The following is an 18,868-nucleotide window of genomic DNA, read 5'->3' as shown; positions in this document are numbered from 1 at the left end:
TAAGCATATATTTAATATTTGAGTCATTAGGAGCCCTTTACCACGAGTACTATGTTCCTCAACCTTCGTCTTGCGGATTTAAGGGCTTACAGGGGTTTATGGCAACCTGAGGCAAATCGGTAATTCAGTTAAATCGCTAATGAATAATTGGCGTCTATGCTTCCCCATTATTAACCTCGTCAAGCCTAATCTCAACTTGTATCTTAACAATATCCTCAATGGCCTTATCCAGGTTTTGAGGAGTTAAGTTAGGTGGTCTTGGTAAATTACCCACGTGCGTTGTTCTAACCTTCTCTAAACCCATATGGTGCTTTTAATTAGGTATCCTTATTAACAATAGTCCCTTTATGCTCTATGTCTGGCTCTATAGGCCATTAATGAGTGTAGTACGTGCATCTTTATGAAGCCCCTTGCCTCCTCCTCACTTGGGTACCAACCACTTACGTAATCTACGAGGTCCTTACTATAGCTTGCGTATGGGCTTTCCCTACCAAGTATCGTTAATCCGCCGAATACCTTGACCTTAACAATACCGCTAACCCACCTATTCATGGTCCTGATAAGCCCATCAAGCTCCTCACGCAGTGGTTCATGCCATAAGCCGTTATATACTAGGTCAGTCCAGACCTGGTCAACGATCTTCTTAAACCTATACTCAAGCGGTGTATAGACGAGCTTCTCCAGGTCCTTATGAGCCTCAATTATCGTCAACGCGGCTGGGGCTTCATAAACCTCCCTGGACTTAAAACCAACAACTCTATTCTCGATATGGTCGATCCTACCAAAGCCGTGCATACCAACAACCCTATTTAGTAGCGATACTAGGCCTGCCAGGTCCATCTTCTCACCATTAATAGCAACGGGTAATCCCTCACTAAATTCAATCTCAAGTGTGAGCGGCTTATCAACCTTCTCGGGTGGTACTGTCCATTTAAAGGCGTCCTCAGGAACCTCAACACTGGGGTCATCTATTTCATGGCCTTCTATGCTCCTTGACCATAGGTTATCATCAATACTGAACCTGCTATGTATATTGGGTATTGGAATACCGTGCTTTCTCGCGTATTCGATCTCCTCAGCCCTATTCATGCCCCATATCTTCGCCGGTTCGATAATCATGATATCGGGCGCCAGGGCCATTAATGCCTCATTAAACCTAACTTGGTCATTGCCCTTAGACGTGGATCCATGGGCGATGGCATCGCAACCCTCCCTTTTAGCAATTTCAACAACCTTCTCGCAATTAATGGCCTAGCCAATGCCGTACCCAATGGGTACTTATCTTCATACAGGGCGTTGGCCATTATCGCCATTGCCACGGGACCCTCAGCAAACTCCCTCTTTGCATCAATGGTGTAATGCCTAATGGCTCCAGCCTTATACGCCCTTTCCTCAATGTCTTTGAAATCATCGTCCTGCCCAACATCCACGGTTACCGTTATAACTTCCGCATTGAATTTCTCCTTGAGCCAATGAATGGCTACTGTTGTATCGAGACCCCCTGAGTAGGCAAGTGCGATTTTACCTGGCTTCCTGCGTGCCGGTTTAGGGAATTCACGACCATTTTAAGCACTATGTATTAATAAGCCTTATCCTCAATAACCTATATAATTAGCCAACCACGGCAATGACGGGCCTCGATAAATTGCTTAATTCCCTCGATATGTCCTCAGGCCTTAACCTACCTATGTAATCAATGAACCTCTCATAGTAATTAGTTGGTAAGCCATAGGTTGGTATCACTGAATAAAGCATTGCCATACCCTCTGGCGACTCAGCATTTACCTTAAGCCTGCCAATCCTATTCTTAATGGCCATATTCAATTCCTCCTCAGAAATCACTTGATTACTTATTGTGGTAAGCATAACGTCGATAGTCTCCTTAATGACCTCCCTACGTACACCAGCCATTGCGATAAGCACACCCGAACTACCCAATGGCCAATACATGGAGTACGCATAGTAAGCAAGGCCCCTCTTCACCCTAACCTCCCTGTAAAGTCTCGATATTAAGCCCATACCCCCAAGTATGGTATTCATAACCGTAACCCTAAAGGAACCCTCTAGGTCCGTAATGCCGTAGCTTGGATAGGCGATGGTTATTGTAGCCTGAACCTTACCCTCAAGCCTCACATCAACATCACCACTCCCAAACCTACTTATGGGCACTTGGCATAGCCTGCATATGGCAGGTTAATATCTATCGTATTCTCAGGGGCAACAACAGTCAATGACAAGACCTTCAAAGCGTCAACAGCCCTCTTAATATCATCCTTTGTTATACCATCAAGGCTATAATCATAGGCAAGGGGATGCCTAGAGTATGGGTGGTCATTAAATAACACCTTCAGAGCCTCGGCAACTGACCTGACCGAGGTGTCCTCCCTATTAATGCTTATGCTCGTCTTTGCCTCCCTAATGGCATCACTTAACCTATCAATGACTGGGTTTAGGAGCATGTCCTCTATCAGCTTCACGGCCCTATTAACGACGGAGAACCTAGCCTTAACCCTAAGCGTGAGCGCGTCAAACCCCTTCTCGAAGGAGAATGAAACACCCATTCTCTCCAACTCCCTGGCGTAATTACTCATTCTCCATAGCGGTATTAGGACATTCGCAACGCCAGGATAAGCCTCCTGCAGTGAGCCCAGGTTCAACTTAATGTCAAGTACGGTCACATCCTTCACAGGCGATTTAATGAATAATTTATTAGCACCATAGCCATCACCCGTAAATGACCGAAATCGACCTACTCAATAGATTATTCACAAAATCAACATACTCACTGGCGCCCAATTTCGTCGAGTCCTCGATTACGGATATTAACTTACCTGGATCACCCATGAATAATTGCGACAAGCCGTAAATCTGAGCTAACTTACTTGGCGAGTCTGTGGAGAAGACGAGCCTAGCCATTATCCTCTCCCTGGCAAAGCCCAGCTCATCTCGCTCGGTCTTTCTGCTAGTAATTCCTCAACCCTCATGATTGCTTTGTCTGGGTCCTTGACATTATATATTATTATTGAGTATAAGTTATTCATGTAAGTAACCTCGTAATAACTATAGACCGCATCACCAAGGCCCTCCTCAACGAGCCTATAAAGCCTTGAGGATCTTGGAACTGCCATGGGTTCCCTACTCGTTAGGCCATAGGCGAATGCCCTATCGCCGGAGATTATGAAGTCTGTTAGAATTGTTTTCCTTAAGCCATCAATGTCGTGCGCCCCAGGGACTTTAAACGCTATTAATAACCTGGGCGTCTCGCCGCTCAACGCCTTTAGCTCAACCCTAACCCTACCCTGTAATCCATCATCCCAGGGTTTAACAACTCCCGACTCACCACCAGGTTCTATACCGCCGAAATACTTATTGGCTAACTCAACGGCCTTATCCTCACCCAATCCGCCAACCACGACCAGCACGGCATTACCAGGGTTGTAATAACGCCTATAATACCTAAATAACTCATCCCTAGACACCCTGTTTAGGTCACTTCTCAATCCAATGACCGCGTACCTATACGGGTGTGTATCCCAGGCAATCATCGATGCCCTATACATGAGCCTAAAATCTGGGTCATTCTCATTCATGTCGAATTCGCTGAGTACGATCCTCCTCTCTAACTCGAATTCACCATCGTCAAAAACCGCGTTTATCATCCTCTTACTCTCAATTTCAAAGCCCAACTCAGCGTATTCCACGGGTAATACTTCGACGTAAGCCGTGTAGTCGTAGTTAGTAAATCCATTAAAATAACCACCAACACCTTCTACCAGCTCATCGACACTACCTCTTAACCCCTCAATCCTCCTAAAGAGCATGTGCTCAACTAAGTGTGAGCCCCCGAATATGCCTGGGTACTCATTCTTGGCGCCAACATTATAGAATGCGTAAATGGCGGCAACGTCTACGGGCATATGGTGAGCAATTACCGTTAATCCATTGCCTAGCCTTGAGACGTGCAGCATACAAAGGGTAATAAGTGGGTAGCCATAAAAGGATTATGAGTGATGAGTGCCGAGTTCGCGGAGTGGTGAAGAGTCGGTTCTATGCTGAGGGTTGGATAGTATCATAGTCTCTTCACGGTATAGTTAACCAAGCCATTTATCGTCAGGGAAAGGCTTTTTACCTTTAATACGTAATTACGTGATTAGATGATGAGTTTAGAGCCCGCCTAGCGGTTGGCTGTGACGATAGGCTGAGGGCTGATTAAATAATCATTAGAAATAAGAAATTGAAATATTAGGAATTTTACGTTGATGGTTTAGGACCGTTAGGTAAGAGTGACTAATCCACTAGTTCTATTTCGATTTTAATATTTTCGGGAACCCTCAACCTCATTAACTGCCTAATGGCCCTCTCGTCAGCGTCCATGTCTATTAATCGCTTGTAAATCCTCATCTCCCAGTGGTCGTACGTGTGGTATCCCTGACCACTTGGTGCTCTTCTCACGGTTACCAGGAGCCTCTTCCTGGGCAGTGGTATTGGTCCTGAGACCTTAACGCCAAGTTTCTTGGCTATGCCGACTATTTCATTGGCAAGTTCATCAACCTGCTTATTATCCGTTCCCCAAATGCGTATTCGCGCCTTTCTCGGCATTAATCATCACGCCTTAATTTCAACCTTCTTAGGCTTGATCTCGATTACCTGGCCGGCGGCTATTGTCCTGCCCATGTCCCTGAGGGCGAACCTACCAAGCCCTGGAACTCGCTATACTTCTCAACAACCACATCCTTAAGCGGCTTAAGCCTAACAACCGCCACATCACCCTGCTTAATGAACTGTGGCTTCTGCTCCACCGTCTGGCCAGTCCTTGGGTCAAGCTTAGCGATTAACTCGACTATCTGCGCCGGAACAGTCGCCGTGTGTATGTGAAGCACCGGCGTGTAGCCTGGGCCTATCGCCGTTGGATGCCATAGAACGGCAATTCTAGCCACAATCTCCTCAGCAACCGTTGGTGGATTAGCCAGGTGACCCATTACGTCGCCCCTCTTAACATCCTCCTTCTCGATACCCCTAACGTTAATACCAATGTTGTCACCAGGCTGCGCCTGCTCAAGCTTCATGTGGTGCGTCTCGATACTCCTGACATCGCCGACCTTGGCAGGTGGCATTACGACTATCCTGTCACCAACCTTCAGCACTCCAGTCTCAACCCTACCGACCACTACCGTACCAGCACCAGTTATTGTGTAGACATCCTGTATTGGTAATCTGAATGGCTTATCAACGGGCCTTGGTGGTGGCTGTAGAGCATCTAATGCCTCTAGTAGTGTTGGTCCGTTGTACCATGGCATGTTATTGCTCTTCTCCTTAATATTGTCACCCTTCAATGCGCTGACGGGTATGAAGGGTACCTTTGATGGGTCATAACCCAGTAACTTCATGAACTTACTAACCTCAGCCTTAATCTGCTCATACCTCTTCTGGTCGTAATTAACAACGTCCATCTTATTAACAGCCACGATTAGCTGCCTAATACCCAACGTAGCGGCTAGGAACAGGTGCTCCCTGGTCTGGCCCTGTGGGCCAATACCCGTCTCGAACTCGCCAGGCCTCGCTGATACAACCAGCAGTGCGGCATCTGCCTGGCTCGCACCAACTATCATGTTCTTAACGAAGTCCCTGTGGCCGGGCAGGTCTATGATTGTGAAGAAATACTTCTGTGTTTCGAAGCCTACGTGCATCGCCTCAATGGTGACACCCCTCTCCCTCTCCTCCTTTAACCTATCGGTTACCCACGCATATACGAAGTCCTCCTTACCCATCTTCTTTGCCTGCTCCTCAAGCTCCTTGAAGCCCTTCTCATCGACGTAGCCGGTAACCACGAGTAGGTGGCCTACAAGCGTTGATTTCCCGTGGTCCACATGCCCTATAACCGCTAGGTTAAGGTGCGGCTTTTGTAAAGCCGACTCCTTAGGCTTCAGTATTAGGCTCATACCTATCAAGACGGAGTTATGAATGAGTTAATAAATTTTTAGGTTTCCACAAGCCACGAGGCTAGGGCTTATTACGAAAGTCTCTGTTTTAGTTTTTCTACGCTGTCCTGGACTATCCTCTGGGCCACCGGGTCTAGTACCCTGGCGCCCATTGAACCTATTAAGCCGCCTATGTTACCGTCGAAGTACCAATTAACCCTCGTCTTACCTGGGCTTGGCTCCTCAAGCCTGAAGCCAATCTCGAAGTCCATGGTACTCTGCATGCCGGTACCCCTACCAATGACCTTGGCGCTCTCCGGCGGCTTCTTCTCGGTGAATTTGGCGGTTATATTTATCGTGCCCTTAATAGCCCCAACACCCATGCTAGCCCTAACCCTGAAGTTGTCCGGGTCAATAACGTCGACGGACTCGACACCAGGTATTACTGAGGCTATGTTCCTCGGGTCAACGAGGAAGTTATAAACCGCATCCCTAGGCCTATCAACCTCAAAGAAACCACCATAGTGAACCCTCGCCATACGAATTAATTCAGTGCAGACTCATTTATAAGTAATTCCAATGACTCTATACCAGCAAGGCTATCATTGAGACTATGCAGGACATGAGGAGTAGGGCTGGTGCTGCTACAAGCCCTGCCTTAAGGCCGTACATCGATATTAATATTGATATTAAGTAAGTCATTAAACCACCCAATGAGCTGGCCACGTGGTACGAGACCCCAGCACCAATATGCTTAATATCGTCCCTAAACAGTGATACTAGGTATAATGATTGCGGTGTGTATGCCATTGCATCGGCCATACCGAAGAACGCAAAGAGTAGTAATGGGTTTATTCTAAACATGAACGCATTTATTAGCGAGAAAATCGCATAACCAAGCATCAACACCTTAGTAGGCTTCACCCTGGTCATGATGGCCGACACTATTAATGTGAAGATTAGTGGGGATATCGTGGACGTAATTAATAGGTCAGAAACCTCATGCGCATTGAAGTATATGAGGATTACGGAGGTGTATGCGTAGAAGCCCGAACTCTCACCGAACTTAACCCCAATGGCCCTAACGACTTTCCTAACATCCTCAATACGGAGAGCGAGTCTCCAATTAATGGGCCTGACGCCCTGAGCAAGCGTTAAGATTACGACTGCCGATAAAAGACTTAATAACGACCCCGTCAATAATGCCAATCGCCATTGAATAACCATAAGGCCCACCAATAACATACCAAGCGGTACGCCGAGCTGCACTAAACTCGTTAAAAACTACCAGCGCTGCCTTTCACGGATTCGTACGTAAGGATCGAAGCCGAGGCCCACTCACCACCAAGAGCTAATCCCTGAGCTATCCTAAGTATTAATAATTCATACGTTGCATACCACGTCTTCTCGATCGTCGATATTAACATTGTTGAGATGCCCATGATGATTAGGGTTAGCGCCAGTGATGACTTGCTTGAGAATTTATCACCAATTAAGCCAAAGACGTAGGCTCCGACAGGCCTCGAGAGGAATGCCACGAATATCGTTGTGAAGGATAGTAATAGGCTTAGGTGTAATGCTGACCTAATTAGTATTATTGATGCGATAACATTGTAGGCTAGGAAGTTGAACCAAGTCGATATCGTACCCACCACACTAAACAACGCCACCACTAGGTTTCTCATGCGTTTAATTCCAATTTAGATTCTTGAATATTTATGGTTAAGCAATCACGGATTGACTATTAATAATAGGGTAATCGATAATAGAATAACGTCTGTGGTTAAACAATACATGCAATAGGCCTTGTGCCAGACCAATCAGGTATATGCCATAAACACCAATTAGTAGCCCGATGATTGATAGGGCCAGGGCAATCATTAATGCATTCATTATTATTAAGAGCCCTATTAGGAATAGGTTGGTGGCAGCCCCAATGGATAACAATAACCGAGTCCTCCTCGGCACTATGAAATTAAACCTATCGCAATGAAATATGCCAGGTAAGCACGCATTAACGTATTTGGCATTCTCATACGTATAATAAATCATAAAACCCGAACCAGCCAGTGGTATTACGGCAATTAATGGCATCATCAAATGCTTTGAGAGGTAAAGACGTTAAATAATGAATAATTAGTGCAAAACATGCATTTTAATTAAATATTTAATTAAATTAAGTAAATTCAGTATTTACCCTAAGACCTAATTATGTAGAGTATGTGGGGCAATTCCTGAAGTATTATTTCAAGCCCAGTCCTTACACCATCTGGCGAGCCGGGCAGGGCTACTATTAACTTACCCCTAGCAACCCCAGCCGTGGCCCTCGTCATTATGACCCCAGTGCCAATCTTCTGATAACTAACCTGCCTAAATAACTCGCCAAACCCCTCAAGCTCTTTCTCGAAGAGGGGCCTAATGGCCTCTATCGTAACGTCACTCTTGGCGAGCCCTGTACCGCCAGTGAGTATTATTACGTCAACATCGTCACGAAGAAGAAGTGAGTCGACGAGTGACCGTATCATTACTAAGTCATCCTTAATCAACTCCCTACCAACAACTCTATGCCCCGCCTGCCTAAGCATGGATTCCGCCAGATCCCCCGACTCATCAGTGTATGGCTGTCCACTTACCTTGGCGTTAAACCTTGACGTGGACACCGTTATTACGAAGAAGTTAGCCGTCTTAGGACCGGCCTCTCTATGCATTGTCCTTGGCACACTCATTAAGAAGAACGCCTATACTTTGGTATTTAAGGAATTCATCCGACCCACGCTTAATTATTCATTAACTGCGTAAAAACACTTATTTAACCTGATCGGTTAATACGCCGATGTCTTCATGTGAATTCTTCAGAGCTCTAACCAGGGTAGGTTCGGAGGGTGGTAAGATCGTCATTGTTAAAATTATCTCTGGTGATAACGTGCTATCTGATATAATAATTAATGGAAAATCCCTACTTGGTATCGTGACTAATAAGGAGGTTCTTGAATTAGCTAATAAGGCATTAACTGAGAACAAAGCTATTGAGGCGGTGGTGAATGGCGCCAAAGTTATTCTGGAACCGATAGAACCAAGACCGACCATTATCGTGGTTGGCTCAGGTCTTATAGCCAAGGCCTTGGTCGATGTCGGCAATGCCATTGGTTATTACGTGGCTGTCGTCGGAAATGGCGATATTAATAAGGACACCTTTAGCAATGCCTACTTCATAAGTAATGACCTTAGGGATCTCGAGAGAATCATTGATGAGAACTCCGTCGTAATAATAGCGAATGAGGGTGGTAAACCCTATGACGCAGACGCCCTCTACATAGCCCTTAAGCACAATGTTAAGTTCATAGGCCTACTCGCGAGTCAGAGGAGGGCTGCCGTGATGATTGCTGATATGGTTAGGAGGGGATTAAGCCTTGATTACGTGCTGGAGAGACTTCACTCACCTGTTGGGCTTGACATTGGGGCTAGGACCGCCGCGAGGTAGCCCTTAGCATACTCGCCGAGGTAATTATGTTCATGAGAAGCGCAAGTGGTAAGCCAATGCGTGAGGTGAGGGATCCGAGGAAATTCATTAAGGATGCCCTGGAGGGTAGGTTGCAGGAGCAGTCATGTTCCTGGAGACCTACTGATTTTAAGTTATGACATTCTTCCCAGCCTACTGCATGGTCTTTAATTCCTTCAATTTCTGAATAGCCAACTTAACCGCCTCAATTATGTTCTGATAACCAGTGCACCTGCATAGATTTCCTGCCAAACCCCTCCTAATCTCCTCCTCGGTTGGGCTTGGATTCTCACTTAACAACCAGTAAGTCTCCATTATGAAGCCGGGCGTGCAGTAACCACACTGAAGGGCGTGCTTCTCCCAAAAGGCCTCCTGTATTGGGTGTAGCTTGCCATCCTTAGCCAAGCCCTCGAGCGTCAGGATTTCAGCACCATCTGCCTGAACCGCGAGGACCTGACAGGACTTAACGCTAACCCCATTCATTATGACGGTGCATGCGCCGCAATGCCCGGTGTCACAACCAATATGCACACTCGTAAGCCCAAGATCCTCCCTTAGGAAGTGAACGAGTAGTTTCCTGGCTCCACCTCCCTCTCATACCAAACGCCATTAACCTTAACCCTAATCCTGACCTTCTCCTCAGGCCCTACCTTAAGTGTTGTCACTGCCATGCCCATCACCTCGATAGGGCACTCCTAATGGCCCTCCTTGTTATTACCTTAACCATAGCCCTCTTATACTCAGCCGAACCCCTAATGTCACTTAATGGGCTTGACTCCTTCATGGCCTCTCAGCCGCATCCTCGATAACATCATCCGTTAGTTTATGCCCGACCAGGGCCTTCTCGGCCTCGCGAGCCCTAAATGGCTTAGGCCCTGCGGCCGTGATGCCTATGCCTGCGTCCTCCACAGAGCCGTCGGGGCCAAGCCTAAGCATTACCGCCACACCGACTACTGCGAAGTCGCCGGCCTTACGCTCGAGCTTAACGTATGAGGACTTAACAGTACCGCTTAACCTAGGTATCACAACCTCACTAATGACCTCGCCTTTGCCCAATGTGGTTGTGAATGGCCCGGTTATGAAGTCCTCAACAGGCACCTCCCTAGTCCCTGAAGGCCCGAGAATCCTTACAGAGGCCCTAAGCGCTATTAATGTTGCGGGCCAGTCAGCCGCTGGGTCTGCGTGGGCCAGTGAACCGGCCATTGTACCGAGGTTCCTTATCTGTGGGTCGCCGATCTGTATCGCAGTCTCAGGGAGTGCCGGGTATATCTTCCAGAGGTCCTTATTTATCTCCACCTGGTGGTGCCTAACCAATGCGCCTATTCGTATTTTATCATCCTCAATACTTATGTATGATAGGTTAGGTACCCTATTAATGTCGACTAGGTAGGATGGCCTAATTAACCTAAGCTTAAGCATGGGCATTAGGCTCTGCCCTCCTGCAAGTATCTTCGCATTCTCATCAGCCTCGAGGACCTTGACGGCCTCCTCTAATGATGTAACCCTTATGTAACCGAACTTCGGAGGATACACGGTAGTGCGGTTACGGCCATGCTAATTAAGCATTACTTAGGCATTCACTTAAAGTACTTAGAGAGTAATTACTTAAAGTGATGATTAATTAAGCCGTAGTAATGCCATATATTGGTGCACGCATTAAGAGGATTGAGGATCCTAAATTCATCACGGGTAGCGCGAGGTATGTTGACGACATTGAGGTCCCGGGCACTCTTTACATGGCAATACTAAGGAGCACGGTCCCACACGCGAGGCTATTGAGGGTCAATTATGAGGATGCATTGAAGATTCCTGGGGTTGTTGGTGTTATAACGGGGTTGAATATTAAGGTTGAGAATAGGCCTAGGAACTTCCCAATGGCTAGGGACGAGATTTTATACGTTGGTCAGCCAATAGCTGCCGTCGTCGCTGAGGACAGGTATAAGGCCTATGACGCCCTTGACTATATACAGGTCGATTACGAACCACTACCCGCGGTCGTTGACCCCGAAAGGCACTGGCCGATGATGTAAAGGCTGTTGAGGGCATGAGCAATGTTGGTTATAGGAAAACGTATAGCTGGTAACCCGGAGATTGAGCTCTCGAGGAGTGATGTCGTGATTGAGGCCAAGCTCGAGATCGGTCGAGTATACCCCGCCGCCATGGAGCCCAGAGGATTACTAGCCATTTATCAGGAGGGTAAGTTGACGGTTTACGCCTCAACACAGGCGCCGCATTACATGCGTAAGTTCCTCCTTGATGCGTTTAGGGATTATGTTAGCGATATAAGGGTTGTCCAGGCAGATACCGGTGGTGCCTTTGGTTCGAAAATGTTTCCATACCCTGAGGATTATATAGTCACTTACGCAAGCATAATCTACAGAAGGCCCGTTAAGTGGGTAGCCACTAGACGCGAGGATTTGTTAAGCACGTATCACAGCAGGGCTCAAATACACAGGATTAAGGCTGGATTTACGAGAAATGGTGAATGGAAGGCATTAATTGATGAGTTAATAATAGACCTGGGCGCGGCAACCCACGGCTATTACCTAGCCGATATAACGGCCACATTAATAGGTGGTCCGTATAAGATCCGTGACATATTAGTTGAGGTTTATGGCGTTAGGACAAACAAGACACCACTCGACCAGTATAGAGGCGCAGGTAGGCCTGAGGCGGCTTTTGTATATGAGAGGATCATGGACATGGCGGCTGATGAACTTAAGATGGATCCAGTGGAGATTAGGAGGAAAAACTTGGTGACTGAGTTGCCGTACACGAACCCCTTCGGCCATAAGTACGATAGCGGTAATTACCTACACCTGCTGAGCATTGCCGAGGGTTATTATAGGGATTTTGAGAGGAGGGCTGAGGAGTTGAGGAGGCAGGGTAGGAGGGTTGGTGTTGGTTTATCATTTTACATTGAGCAGAATAACTTCGGACCTTGGGAGTCCGCGTCGGTTAGGGTTAAGTCTGATGGTAAGGTCCTCGTCATAATTGGTGCGGCGCCCCATGGCAGGGTGATGCAACTGCCATAGCGCAGATAGTGGCTGATGAACTCGGTATCGACATAGGCCAGGTGGAAGTGTCATGGGGTGATACCGAACTTATTGGTGAGGGTTTTGGGACGTACGGCAGTAGGACATTGACTGGCGGGTAATGCGGCATTGCTTGCCGCTAGGAAGCTTAAGGATAGGTTGAGGAGGGTTGGCGCGGCTCTAATGGGCGTTAACTATGAGGATGTGGTTTATGAAAATGGCTATGTCAGGGACGTAAAGACAGGCAAGTCCCTGAGCATTAAGGATATTGCCAATGCATTAACGACGAATGTAGGCGGAACATGGCCTTATGGGGTTGAACCATCACTTGAGGACACCGCTTACTTCGGTTTAAGTGATTATACATATCCTTACGGCTCGCACATAGCCTTGGTCGAGGTTACTGAGGAGGGCTTGGTTAAGGTCCTCGATTACGTGGCCATAGACGACATAGGCATGGTGGTTAACCCAATGCTTGCCGAGGGTCAGGTGTTGGTGGTGTTATCCAGGGCTTTGGCGAGGTTGCCCTTGAGGAAGTTAAGTATGATAGTGATGGTAATCCACTAACACAGACCTTCAGTGAGTACTGGATACCAACGATAATGGAGTCCTTCAATGTTAAGTGGTACTACCTCGAGGAGGGTAAGTCCAACGCACCACTACCCACCAAGGGCATTGCCGAGGGGCCATTGATTGGCGTATTACCGGCATTAACAAGGGCTGTGGAAAATGCCGTAGGTAGGAGGATCACGAGGATACCCATAGACCCATCACTATTAGTTAAGTAAATGCAATGACATAATCAATTAAAGTCTACTTTTTAAGTAAATTCAATGCATTTAGTGCAGGGGGCGGATGATGGCGAGCCACCAAGGCGGCTACTCGCCTGACACCCCCTGCTCATTTTAATAATGGCATTTACTGACCTTCCTTTACGGCCTCTATGTATATAGCGGGTCTTCCAGGTAATGAATTCCTTGCCCTATTGCCTGGGTCATACGTTGGGTTTGTTGCATCCTGTATTATTACCTCGGTGCCAATCCTCGACTTAATGTAATTACTCAATTCCCTAAAGACCCTTAACTCCATTTCCCTGCCCACTATCCTCCTCGGTATTGTACCATCAACAACCCTGGAGACGATATTAGCCACCTTATCGGCCATACGCCTATACTCAGGCCTATTAACGATGGACTTATCGTCTCACCCATCGTCTTACCCTCATTAATGAGCCTAATCGCCTCATTAGCCACCTGGTAATACTCACTTGGTGGTCCTACGTATAGGTGCACGGCCTTAGGCACTATCTTAGTAACCCTGAGTATCTCCTGTATATCCTCTATAGCCCTCTCAATTAGGTCCAAGGCGATGTCTAACTCGTCATTTATTAACCCCTCATCATACTCAGGCCAGGCTCTAGGGACACGAACGACTCATTACCCATCCTATGCCAAAGCTCCTCAGCGATGTGGGGCATCACTGGTTGCAATAACTTAACCCAGCGCTCAAGGACGTACCACAGAGCCCACCTAACTTCATCCCTGCTTGTATTAATTACGCTCGTAATCTCTAAATACCTCTCGACTGATGAGAGTAGGTCAAAGAAGGCCTTAAGCGTATACCCCCTAATGTTCTCATTATCCATGTCAACCGTTGAATCACGCACTGCCTTATTCACCTTCGAAATCAACCACTGCGTAATTAATGATGAACCCTTAACATCAATATTAATTGACGGTTTACCCTCCTTAATGATCTCATTCGTGAGATTCCAGAACCTAACTAGCCTACTCGCAACACTCGCCACGTCATCCTCTCTCCAATCAAGTGTTGAATCAAGGTCAGTGGCTGAGGCTAAGTAAAGCCTGGCAAGGTCTGTGCTGTACTTCCTTGGAATATATGGCAGTGGAAGTACGTTACCCAACGACCTACTCATCTTCATGCCCTCCCTAATCACGTACTCATTAAATGTTATCGACCTAGGCCAATACCTCTCTGGGAATATGGCGACGTGGTGAAACACGAAAAAGCTCAAATGACTACTTATTAAGTCGGGACCACTATGCCTCTCGTCCACCGGGTACCAATAATCGAACTCCCTCCTCATGTCCTCAATCAACTCCTTACCAACCCCAAACACCTTAGCAACACGGTCGGGATCACCCTCACCTAGGAATACGTAATTGAAGAAGGCCATTATCGCATCCAGGGCGTCCTTATCATTGCCCTTACTATCTATGACCCTCTTCGCAAACTCACCAAGTCTCTTATCAAGACCACTCGACCTTACTTTATGGACTATCGTGTAATACGCCATGTATATTGTCGAGTCACTTAATGACTCAATTATCCAGTCAGGATCCCAGGGAAGCCTAGTACCCAACCCCCTCTTCCTTGCGCATGGCCTCATTGATAACCAATTGAACACATCCTCAAAGTTCTTCCTATATTTCTCGGGTATTATCCTCATCGAATTAAGGCACTTAAACGCCTTAGCCTTCCACTCAGGGTTTCCATAATTAAGGAACCACTGATCCTTAATAACCGCAGCAATTACAGGATTACCACTCCTCGTGAACACATTCCTGGGCTCCAACTCGTACATTCTACCCCACGCGCCCTGCTCACTCAATGCCTTTATCGTCCTCTCCCTAGCCTCATTAACACTTAATCCAGGGAATAACGTGTTTTCCCTCATAACGCCGTTATAAAACTCCTCCCTATATACAATCCTCGTTGCTTCATTAAGCTTCTCTCGATCACCCTGATCCTTAACACCAAGCTTCTCAATCACGTCCTTGGCAGGTACTTACCGTAATTGGGCAACCTAATGATGCTTATGGGCTCTATCGACTCAACAACCTCCTTAATCCCGTACCTACTCAGCGTCTTTTCATCCTTCTTAAGGTCCATCAGGGCCACGTAGTCGTAGGGTGCATGGGCAGGTACACTATAAACAATGCCCGTACCTGTATTCTCGTCAACAAAGCTTGCGGGTAGCACCGGCACCCTCCTGTTAATGAGTGGGGCAATCACGTACTTACCTATCAATTCCTCACCACGTACTGAACCAACCACCTTTACGTCATAGCCCTGGTAACTTAATTTCCATGCGGCTGGCTTTGAAATTATCCATCTCTCGCCATTGACCTCGCAATCACATACTCAATGCCTGGGTGGACCCACACGTTTGTGACGCCATATATATCTCAGGCCTCAACGTAGCGGCAACAAGGTACTCGCTGGAGTTCTCTAGTCTAAACTTAATCAGGTTGAACTCGAGTATGTCTATGGTTATTTCATCGCCACCCTTAATGTCATGCTCGCCCACTGCCTGATTCTCATCCGGTGAGTAAAGGACTACGTGGCTGCCCTGAGTTATATAACCAGCATTCCTTAACCTGTAGTACTGCCAAATAATGAACGCGTTGTAGTCTGGGTCGCCAGTCGTGAACTGCCTCCTGAAGTCCATGGAGTAGCCCATGGACATGAAGTCCCTAATGTAGACTGAGGCGAAGAATTGGGCTATGTTCCATGGATTAGTGAATGTGTTCAATATCTCCTTAACCCTGTTGGATCATCGACGTATAAACTCACGTACCAGGAGTACAGCTTTATATCGTCTGGATCGCCCTTCATTATCCTGTCAGCCACTGACTGTATTGGCGTCCCCGTTATGTGCCATGCGATTGGAAATAGAACATTAAATCCCCTAGCTCTCTTATACCTAGCTACTATGTCGCCTATGGTGAATGTCCTACCATGACCAATGTGTGGTGAACCTGATACGTATGGATACGGCACTGTAATGAAGTACTTGGGCTTACCAGGCTTTGGATCTGCATTAAATATCCCCTTTTCATACCATTCCCTCTGCCATTTCCGCTCAATCTCCCTAATCTCCCTCAGAAAATCGCTATATAGCTCTTCAACCTTTGATTTAAACGATTCCATTTCACCTCCTGAGAAAACTCATCGTTTTTAATAATTACTGCTCATATTTAAGCTTTTTAATCAGCACCACTGCCAATCTCGGCTTCTAAGGGCTTGGTCTCGGCGAGCTCAGCTAGCTTGAAACAACCCTCTCCTCACTAATTATGTCCCTAATTGAGATTACGCCACGTAACTTATCGCCATCCATAACCACTAGGTGTCTTATTTTATGGTCGTTCATTAGCAGGGCAGCCTTATAGATGCTGTCCTTGGGGCTTACAGTGATTATGTTACCGATTGTGCCGACCTCCGTAACCTTGGCATTTAGGTCCTTACCACGGGACAGCGCTCTAATTATATCCCTCTCAGAAATAACCCCTATTGGCTTACCTGCGCTGTTGACTATTACCAATAGACCCACGTTCTCCCTACTCATTATATCAACCGCATCCTTAACGGTGGCATTTTCATTTATTACGAGCGGTTCCCTCTTTATTACTTTGTCAACAGTAATGCTCATCGGCAATTGCCGCACATGATAATTTATAAACTTTATGCGTTATTTATAATGATAAAAGATTATGAATAGGGCTGAAAGTAGGATGATAAAATAATTTAAAAAGAGAATGCGATCCTTATTAAGTAATGGCATATTTAATAAGTCAGTTCATAGTTGGAATCGTAATCTTCATAATACTAATTGTACTATCAATAATTGGGTTGAGAAGTAAGACCGTGATTATTCGTGAATTAATGAGGCATTCCCGTATGGGTGACGCATGCCCATTATCCATGGACCTCATTGTGATGAACGCCTTAAGACGCACATCGGTGTTACTAAGGGGTTTTTATGCGTACATGACTATGTACTTTGTTAGGGATGATGGTTCCATAATACAATTCTTTAGGGGTTACGTACCCTCATTGAGCAATACTTGGAGAATAATGGATTTCTCACCAAGCATTAGGTTATTTAACCTGACCGTGAGCGCTGATGGTATTGGAATCACGGACATATTAATGCCATACCCATCATCCTTGAGTTACCAGGTGGCTTAATATCACCCTTTGATATAAGGACTGGCGAGCCCACGGGCGTGGTTAATTTCCTGAGCATTAAAAGAGCCCTGGCATCAGAACTTGGTGAGAGGCTTGTTCAATCAATGAGCCTTGCTGAGATTATTAGGAGGATTAGGATAGACATCTCATTCTATAATGGTGTTAACCTCACGAAATACTCAACATCACTATTGAAGTTATTGGCTCATGCCGGTATTCAGGTTAATGGCGAGCTTAGGGTTGTCGAGGGCTCCGTGGATACGAACCTGAGAAAGCTAGTTAATTGTCCATACCTCTTTGGCTATGCGGCATGTTTGGGTGGGGCGTTTAGGACTACGTGGGCTTGGTTTACGATCATTGAGGCGATCCTCGGTCTCGTCTACGCATTCATACCCTCCCTACTCATATTATTAATAGCCGCGCCAATAATATACGTGTTGGTGATTCTGTTATTATCGTTACCTAGAATCACCTAACGACACTATATGGACAATACCTCCTATGCTCACAGCCTGAGCATAGACCCCTACTGGGTGATGGTCTTGGATTCCTAAGCCCAAGCCAATAATCAAGGGAGTAATCCACATCCCTGAGAAAGTCGTTGAACCCCCTAACATTTATCCTATGGATAATGGCATGCCTTGCGAGTCTCACGAAGTTTTCACCACTCTCCAGGTGCTTGGTTATTACGTCTATATTATCGATCACCCTAAATTCAGAGCCCCTAACAACCTTTATGATAGCAACACCACGCGGATTAAGCCCTAGATAACTCATCATGTGGAAGTAGGACTCAGCCTGCAGCGCCTCCCTACCCCTCACGACCTTTAAGTTAGCCGGGTTATTCGTAGTCTTCAGCTCAATTATGTAGGCGGGTTTGTTATCGAGGTTTATGACCAGGTCTGGAAGACCAAGTATTGGCACGTTCCTCCTAACCATAATAAGCGAGACCTCCTGAATAAACGGCTTACTAAAATCTACGTAGCCAATCCAGTTCCTCATTTTGGAATTGAAGAAGTAAACGCCCTCCTCACCGCGATTAACTATTACGGGGTTCCAACCAAGCTCAAGCCCAAGCCCATCCTCATCCACGCCAAGCTGCCTTGAATGCTCCTGAAGTCCACCAATCACGCCCTCATTGACTACCCTACCCTTTAGGTAGTCGAGGTGTATCCTGTATTCACAACCATGAATTTGGGAACCAATATACCCACTCATTAGGAAGAGTACTCCATGCTTAAGCCTGGGAATAACCACCTTCTCATCACCCCAATAAAGCACGGCAGACTCGCCAGGCAACTCCATACGAGGTGCGATATCGAGCCTAGGCAAGCAAATCACCTAAGATATGCCATTTTACCGATAACTTGGTATTGTCTATAAGCATTACTGGATAAATACATGACATAATTTTTTTTATTAAT

At 46.4% G+C, this 18,868-nt stretch carries 22 protein-coding genes and 5 pseudogenes; 6 read left to right on the top strand and 21 right to left on the bottom strand.

What is annotated here, in order from left to right; genetic code table 11:
• Positions 1–154 precede the first annotated feature (154 nt).
• The 13 genes and pseudogenes from JCM16161_RS15280 to JCM16161_RS04400 all read right to left on the bottom strand — a co-directional run bounded on the left by JCM16161_RS15280 (position 155) and on the right by JCM16161_RS04400 (position 8,644).
• Positions 155–304, bottom strand: coding sequence for a hypothetical protein (locus JCM16161_RS15280; protein ID WP_243669297.1), 150 nt, complete (start codon positions 302–304; stop codon positions 155–157).
• 41 nt (positions 305–345) lie between these two features.
• Positions 346–1,478, bottom strand: a pseudogene (locus tag JCM16161_RS04450) (argininosuccinate synthase).
• Positions 1,479–1,611: 133 nt separating this feature from the next.
• The gene (locus JCM16161_RS04445) at positions 1,612–2,169 is read right to left on the bottom strand and encodes an insulinase family protein (RefSeq protein WP_054855118.1); all 558 of its coding nucleotides are present in this window, start codon (positions 2,167–2,169) and stop codon (positions 1,612–1,614) included.
• The gene (locus JCM16161_RS04440) at positions 2,160–2,687 is read right to left on the bottom strand and encodes an insulinase family protein (protein ID WP_054855117.1); all 528 of its coding nucleotides are present in this window, start codon (positions 2,685–2,687) and stop codon (positions 2,160–2,162) included. Before JCM16161_RS04440 ends, JCM16161_RS04445 begins: the two co-directional genes overlap by 10 nt.
• A 37-nt stretch (positions 2,688–2,724) precedes the next feature.
• The gene (locus JCM16161_RS15275; RefSeq protein ID WP_243669295.1) at positions 2,725–2,916 is read right to left on the bottom strand and encodes a hypothetical protein; all 192 of its coding nucleotides are present in this window, start codon (positions 2,914–2,916) and stop codon (positions 2,725–2,727) included.
• A complete protein-coding gene (locus JCM16161_RS04435) occupies positions 2,916–3,968 on the bottom strand; it encodes an insulinase family protein (protein ID WP_243669292.1) in 1,053 nt (350 codons plus the stop codon). Before JCM16161_RS04435 ends, JCM16161_RS15275 begins: the two co-directional genes overlap by 1 nt.
• A gap of 319 nt (positions 3,969–4,287) precedes the next feature.
• Positions 4,288–4,599, bottom strand: coding sequence for a 30S ribosomal protein S10 (gene rpsJ / locus JCM16161_RS04430; protein ID WP_054855116.1), 312 nt, complete (start codon positions 4,597–4,599; stop codon positions 4,288–4,290).
• Between the two features lie 6 nt (positions 4,600–4,605).
• Positions 4,606–5,939, bottom strand: a pseudogene (gene tuf, locus JCM16161_RS04425) (translation elongation factor EF-1 subunit alpha).
• Between the two features lie 71 nt (positions 5,940–6,010).
• Positions 6,011–6,457, bottom strand: a complete 447-nt coding sequence (locus JCM16161_RS04420; protein WP_054855115.1) for a carbon monoxide dehydrogenase subunit G — start codon at positions 6,455–6,457, stop codon at positions 6,011–6,013.
• A gap of 46 nt (positions 6,458–6,503) precedes the next feature.
• Positions 6,504–7,187 carry a hypothetical protein gene (locus JCM16161_RS04415; protein ID WP_054855114.1) on the bottom strand — a complete coding sequence of 228 codons (684 nt, stop codon included), beginning with the start codon at positions 7,185–7,187 and terminating at the stop codon, positions 6,504–6,506.
• Between the two features lie 8 nt (positions 7,188–7,195).
• Entirely contained in the window at positions 7,196–7,603 is a 408-nt protein-coding gene (locus JCM16161_RS04410) for an MFS transporter (RefSeq protein WP_054855113.1), read from the bottom strand.
• Between the two features lie 37 nt (positions 7,604–7,640).
• The gene (locus JCM16161_RS04405; protein ID WP_243669290.1) at positions 7,641–8,015 is read right to left on the bottom strand and encodes a hypothetical protein; all 375 of its coding nucleotides are present in this window, start codon (positions 8,013–8,015) and stop codon (positions 7,641–7,643) included.
• 101 nt (positions 8,016–8,116) lie between these two features.
• Positions 8,117–8,644 (bottom strand): MogA/MoaB family molybdenum cofactor biosynthesis protein, encoded by a 528-nt coding sequence (locus tag JCM16161_RS04400; RefSeq protein WP_054855112.1) that lies wholly within the window; start codon positions 8,642–8,644, stop codon positions 8,117–8,119.
• Between the two features lie 197 nt (positions 8,645–8,841).
• Here JCM16161_RS04400 and JCM16161_RS04395 point away from each other — a divergent pair, with 197 nt between their 5' ends.
• Positions 8,842–9,399: an XdhC family protein gene (locus JCM16161_RS04395; RefSeq protein ID WP_243669287.1), complete on the top strand. Its 558-nt coding sequence runs from the start codon at positions 8,842–8,844 to the stop codon at positions 9,397–9,399.
• Positions 9,400–9,570: 171 nt separating this feature from the next.
• Here JCM16161_RS04395 and JCM16161_RS04390 read toward each other — a convergent pair.
• Both JCM16161_RS04390 and JCM16161_RS04385 read right to left on the bottom strand, forming a co-directional pair.
• Positions 9,571–10,094 (bottom strand): annotated as a pseudogene (locus JCM16161_RS04390) ((2Fe-2S)-binding protein).
• A gap of 103 nt (positions 10,095–10,197) precedes the next feature.
• Positions 10,198–10,950: a xanthine dehydrogenase family protein subunit M gene (locus JCM16161_RS04385; protein ID WP_243669284.1), complete on the bottom strand. Its 753-nt coding sequence runs from the start codon at positions 10,948–10,950 to the stop codon at positions 10,198–10,200.
• Positions 10,951–11,051: 101 nt separating this feature from the next.
• Between JCM16161_RS04385 and JCM16161_RS15270 the strand changes: the two genes are divergently transcribed.
• The 3 genes and pseudogenes from JCM16161_RS15270 to JCM16161_RS15265 all read left to right on the top strand — a co-directional run bounded on the left by JCM16161_RS15270 (position 11,052) and on the right by JCM16161_RS15265 (position 13,240).
• Entirely contained in the window at positions 11,052–11,447 is a 396-nt protein-coding gene (locus JCM16161_RS15270; protein ID WP_243669282.1) for a hypothetical protein, read from the top strand.
• 21 nt (positions 11,448–11,468) lie between these two features.
• Positions 11,469–13,000, top strand: a pseudogene (locus tag JCM16161_RS04380) (molybdopterin-dependent oxidoreductase); the annotation flags it as partial.
• A gap of 54 nt (positions 13,001–13,054) precedes the next feature.
• On the top strand, positions 13,055–13,240 hold the full coding sequence (locus tag JCM16161_RS15265; RefSeq protein ID WP_243669598.1) for a hypothetical protein: 186 nt from the start codon (positions 13,055–13,057) through the stop codon (positions 13,238–13,240).
• Positions 13,241–13,370: 130 nt separating this feature from the next.
• On the opposite strand, the gene JCM16161_RS15260 is transcribed toward JCM16161_RS15265, so the two are convergent.
• The 5 genes and pseudogenes from JCM16161_RS15260 to JCM16161_RS04370 all read right to left on the bottom strand — a co-directional run bounded on the left by JCM16161_RS15260 (position 13,371) and on the right by JCM16161_RS04370 (position 16,905).
• On the bottom strand, positions 13,371–13,604 hold the full coding sequence (locus tag JCM16161_RS15260; protein ID WP_243669280.1) for a hypothetical protein: 234 nt from the start codon (positions 13,602–13,604) through the stop codon (positions 13,371–13,373).
• Positions 13,553–13,816, bottom strand: a complete 264-nt coding sequence (locus JCM16161_RS15255) for a hypothetical protein (protein WP_243669278.1) — start codon at positions 13,814–13,816, stop codon at positions 13,553–13,555. Before JCM16161_RS15255 ends, JCM16161_RS15260 begins: the two co-directional genes overlap by 52 nt.
• Before the next feature lie 23 nt (positions 13,817–13,839).
• Positions 13,840–15,246, bottom strand: a complete 1,407-nt coding sequence (locus JCM16161_RS15250; RefSeq protein ID WP_243669276.1) for a class I tRNA ligase family protein — start codon at positions 15,244–15,246, stop codon at positions 13,840–13,842.
• A pseudogene (locus tag JCM16161_RS15245) lies at positions 15,243–16,406 on the bottom strand (class I tRNA ligase family protein). The gene JCM16161_RS15250 and the pseudogene JCM16161_RS15245 overlap by 4 nt, the downstream one beginning before the upstream one ends.
• A 112-nt stretch (positions 16,407–16,518) precedes the next feature.
• Positions 16,519–16,905 (bottom strand): CBS domain-containing protein, encoded by a 387-nt coding sequence (locus tag JCM16161_RS04370; RefSeq protein WP_054855111.1) that lies wholly within the window; start codon positions 16,903–16,905, stop codon positions 16,519–16,521.
• Between the two features lie 125 nt (positions 16,906–17,030).
• Between JCM16161_RS04370 and JCM16161_RS15240 the strand changes: the two genes are divergently transcribed.
• Both JCM16161_RS15240 and JCM16161_RS15235 read left to right on the top strand, forming a co-directional pair.
• Entirely contained in the window at positions 17,031–17,444 is a 414-nt protein-coding gene (locus JCM16161_RS15240) for a hypothetical protein (RefSeq protein ID WP_243669274.1), read from the top strand.
• 38 nt (positions 17,445–17,482) lie between these two features.
• Entirely contained in the window at positions 17,483–17,920 is a 438-nt protein-coding gene (locus JCM16161_RS15235) for a hypothetical protein (protein WP_243669272.1), read from the top strand.
• On the opposite strand, the gene JCM16161_RS04360 is transcribed toward JCM16161_RS15235, so the two are convergent.
• Positions 17,913–18,776 carry a hypothetical protein gene (locus JCM16161_RS04360; RefSeq protein WP_243669270.1) on the bottom strand — a complete coding sequence of 288 codons (864 nt, stop codon included), beginning with the start codon at positions 18,774–18,776 and terminating at the stop codon, positions 17,913–17,915. The two genes, JCM16161_RS15235 and JCM16161_RS04360, sit on opposite strands and share 8 nt — an antisense overlap.
• Between the last annotated feature and the right edge of the window lie 92 nt (positions 18,777–18,868).

The sequence above is a fragment of the Vulcanisaeta sp. JCM 16161 genome, assembly GCF_001316285.1.
This window is presented reverse-complemented; position numbering and strand designations above follow the sequence as displayed.

Bases quoted from the DNA above. Each gene is read 5' to 3' on its own strand.
- JCM16161_RS15270 (WP_243669282.1), top strand. From the start codon at position 11,052: ATGCCATATATTGGTGCACGCATTAAGAGGATTGAGGATCCTAAATTC.
- JCM16161_RS04435 (WP_243669292.1), bottom strand. From the start codon at position 3,968: ATGCTGCACGTCTCAAGGCTAGGCAATGGATTAACGGTAATTGCTCAC.
- JCM16161_RS15275 (WP_243669295.1), bottom strand. From the start codon at position 2,916: ATGGCTAGGCTCGTCTTCTCCACAGACTCGCCAAGTAAGTTAGCTCAG.
- JCM16161_RS15280 (WP_243669297.1), bottom strand. From the start codon at position 304: ATGGGTTTAGAGAAGGTTAGAACAACGCACGTGGGTAATTTACCAAGA.
- JCM16161_RS04420 (WP_054855115.1), bottom strand. From the start codon at position 6,457: ATGGCGAGGGTTCACTATGGTGGTTTCTTTGAGGTTGATAGGCCTAGG.
- rpsJ (WP_054855116.1), bottom strand. From the start codon at position 4,599: ATGCCGAGAAAGGCGCGAATACGCATTTGGGGAACGGATAATAAGCAG.
- JCM16161_RS15265 (WP_243669598.1), top strand. From the start codon at position 13,055: ATGGAGTCCTTCAATGTTAAGTGGTACTACCTCGAGGAGGGTAAGTCC.
- JCM16161_RS15240 (WP_243669274.1), top strand. From the start codon at position 17,031: ATGGCATATTTAATAAGTCAGTTCATAGTTGGAATCGTAATCTTCATA.
- JCM16161_RS04405 (WP_243669290.1), bottom strand. From the start codon at position 8,015: ATGATGCCATTAATTGCCGTAATACCACTGGCTGGTTCGGGTTTTATG.
- JCM16161_RS04370 (WP_054855111.1), bottom strand. From the start codon at position 16,905: ATGAGCATTACTGTTGACAAAGTAATAAAGAGGGAACCGCTCGTAATA.
- JCM16161_RS04410 (WP_054855113.1), bottom strand. From the start codon at position 7,603: ATGAGAAACCTAGTGGTGGCGTTGTTTAGTGTGGTGGGTACGATATCG.
- JCM16161_RS04400 (WP_054855112.1), bottom strand. From the start codon at position 8,644: ATGAGTGTGCCAAGGACAATGCATAGAGAGGCCGGTCCTAAGACGGCT.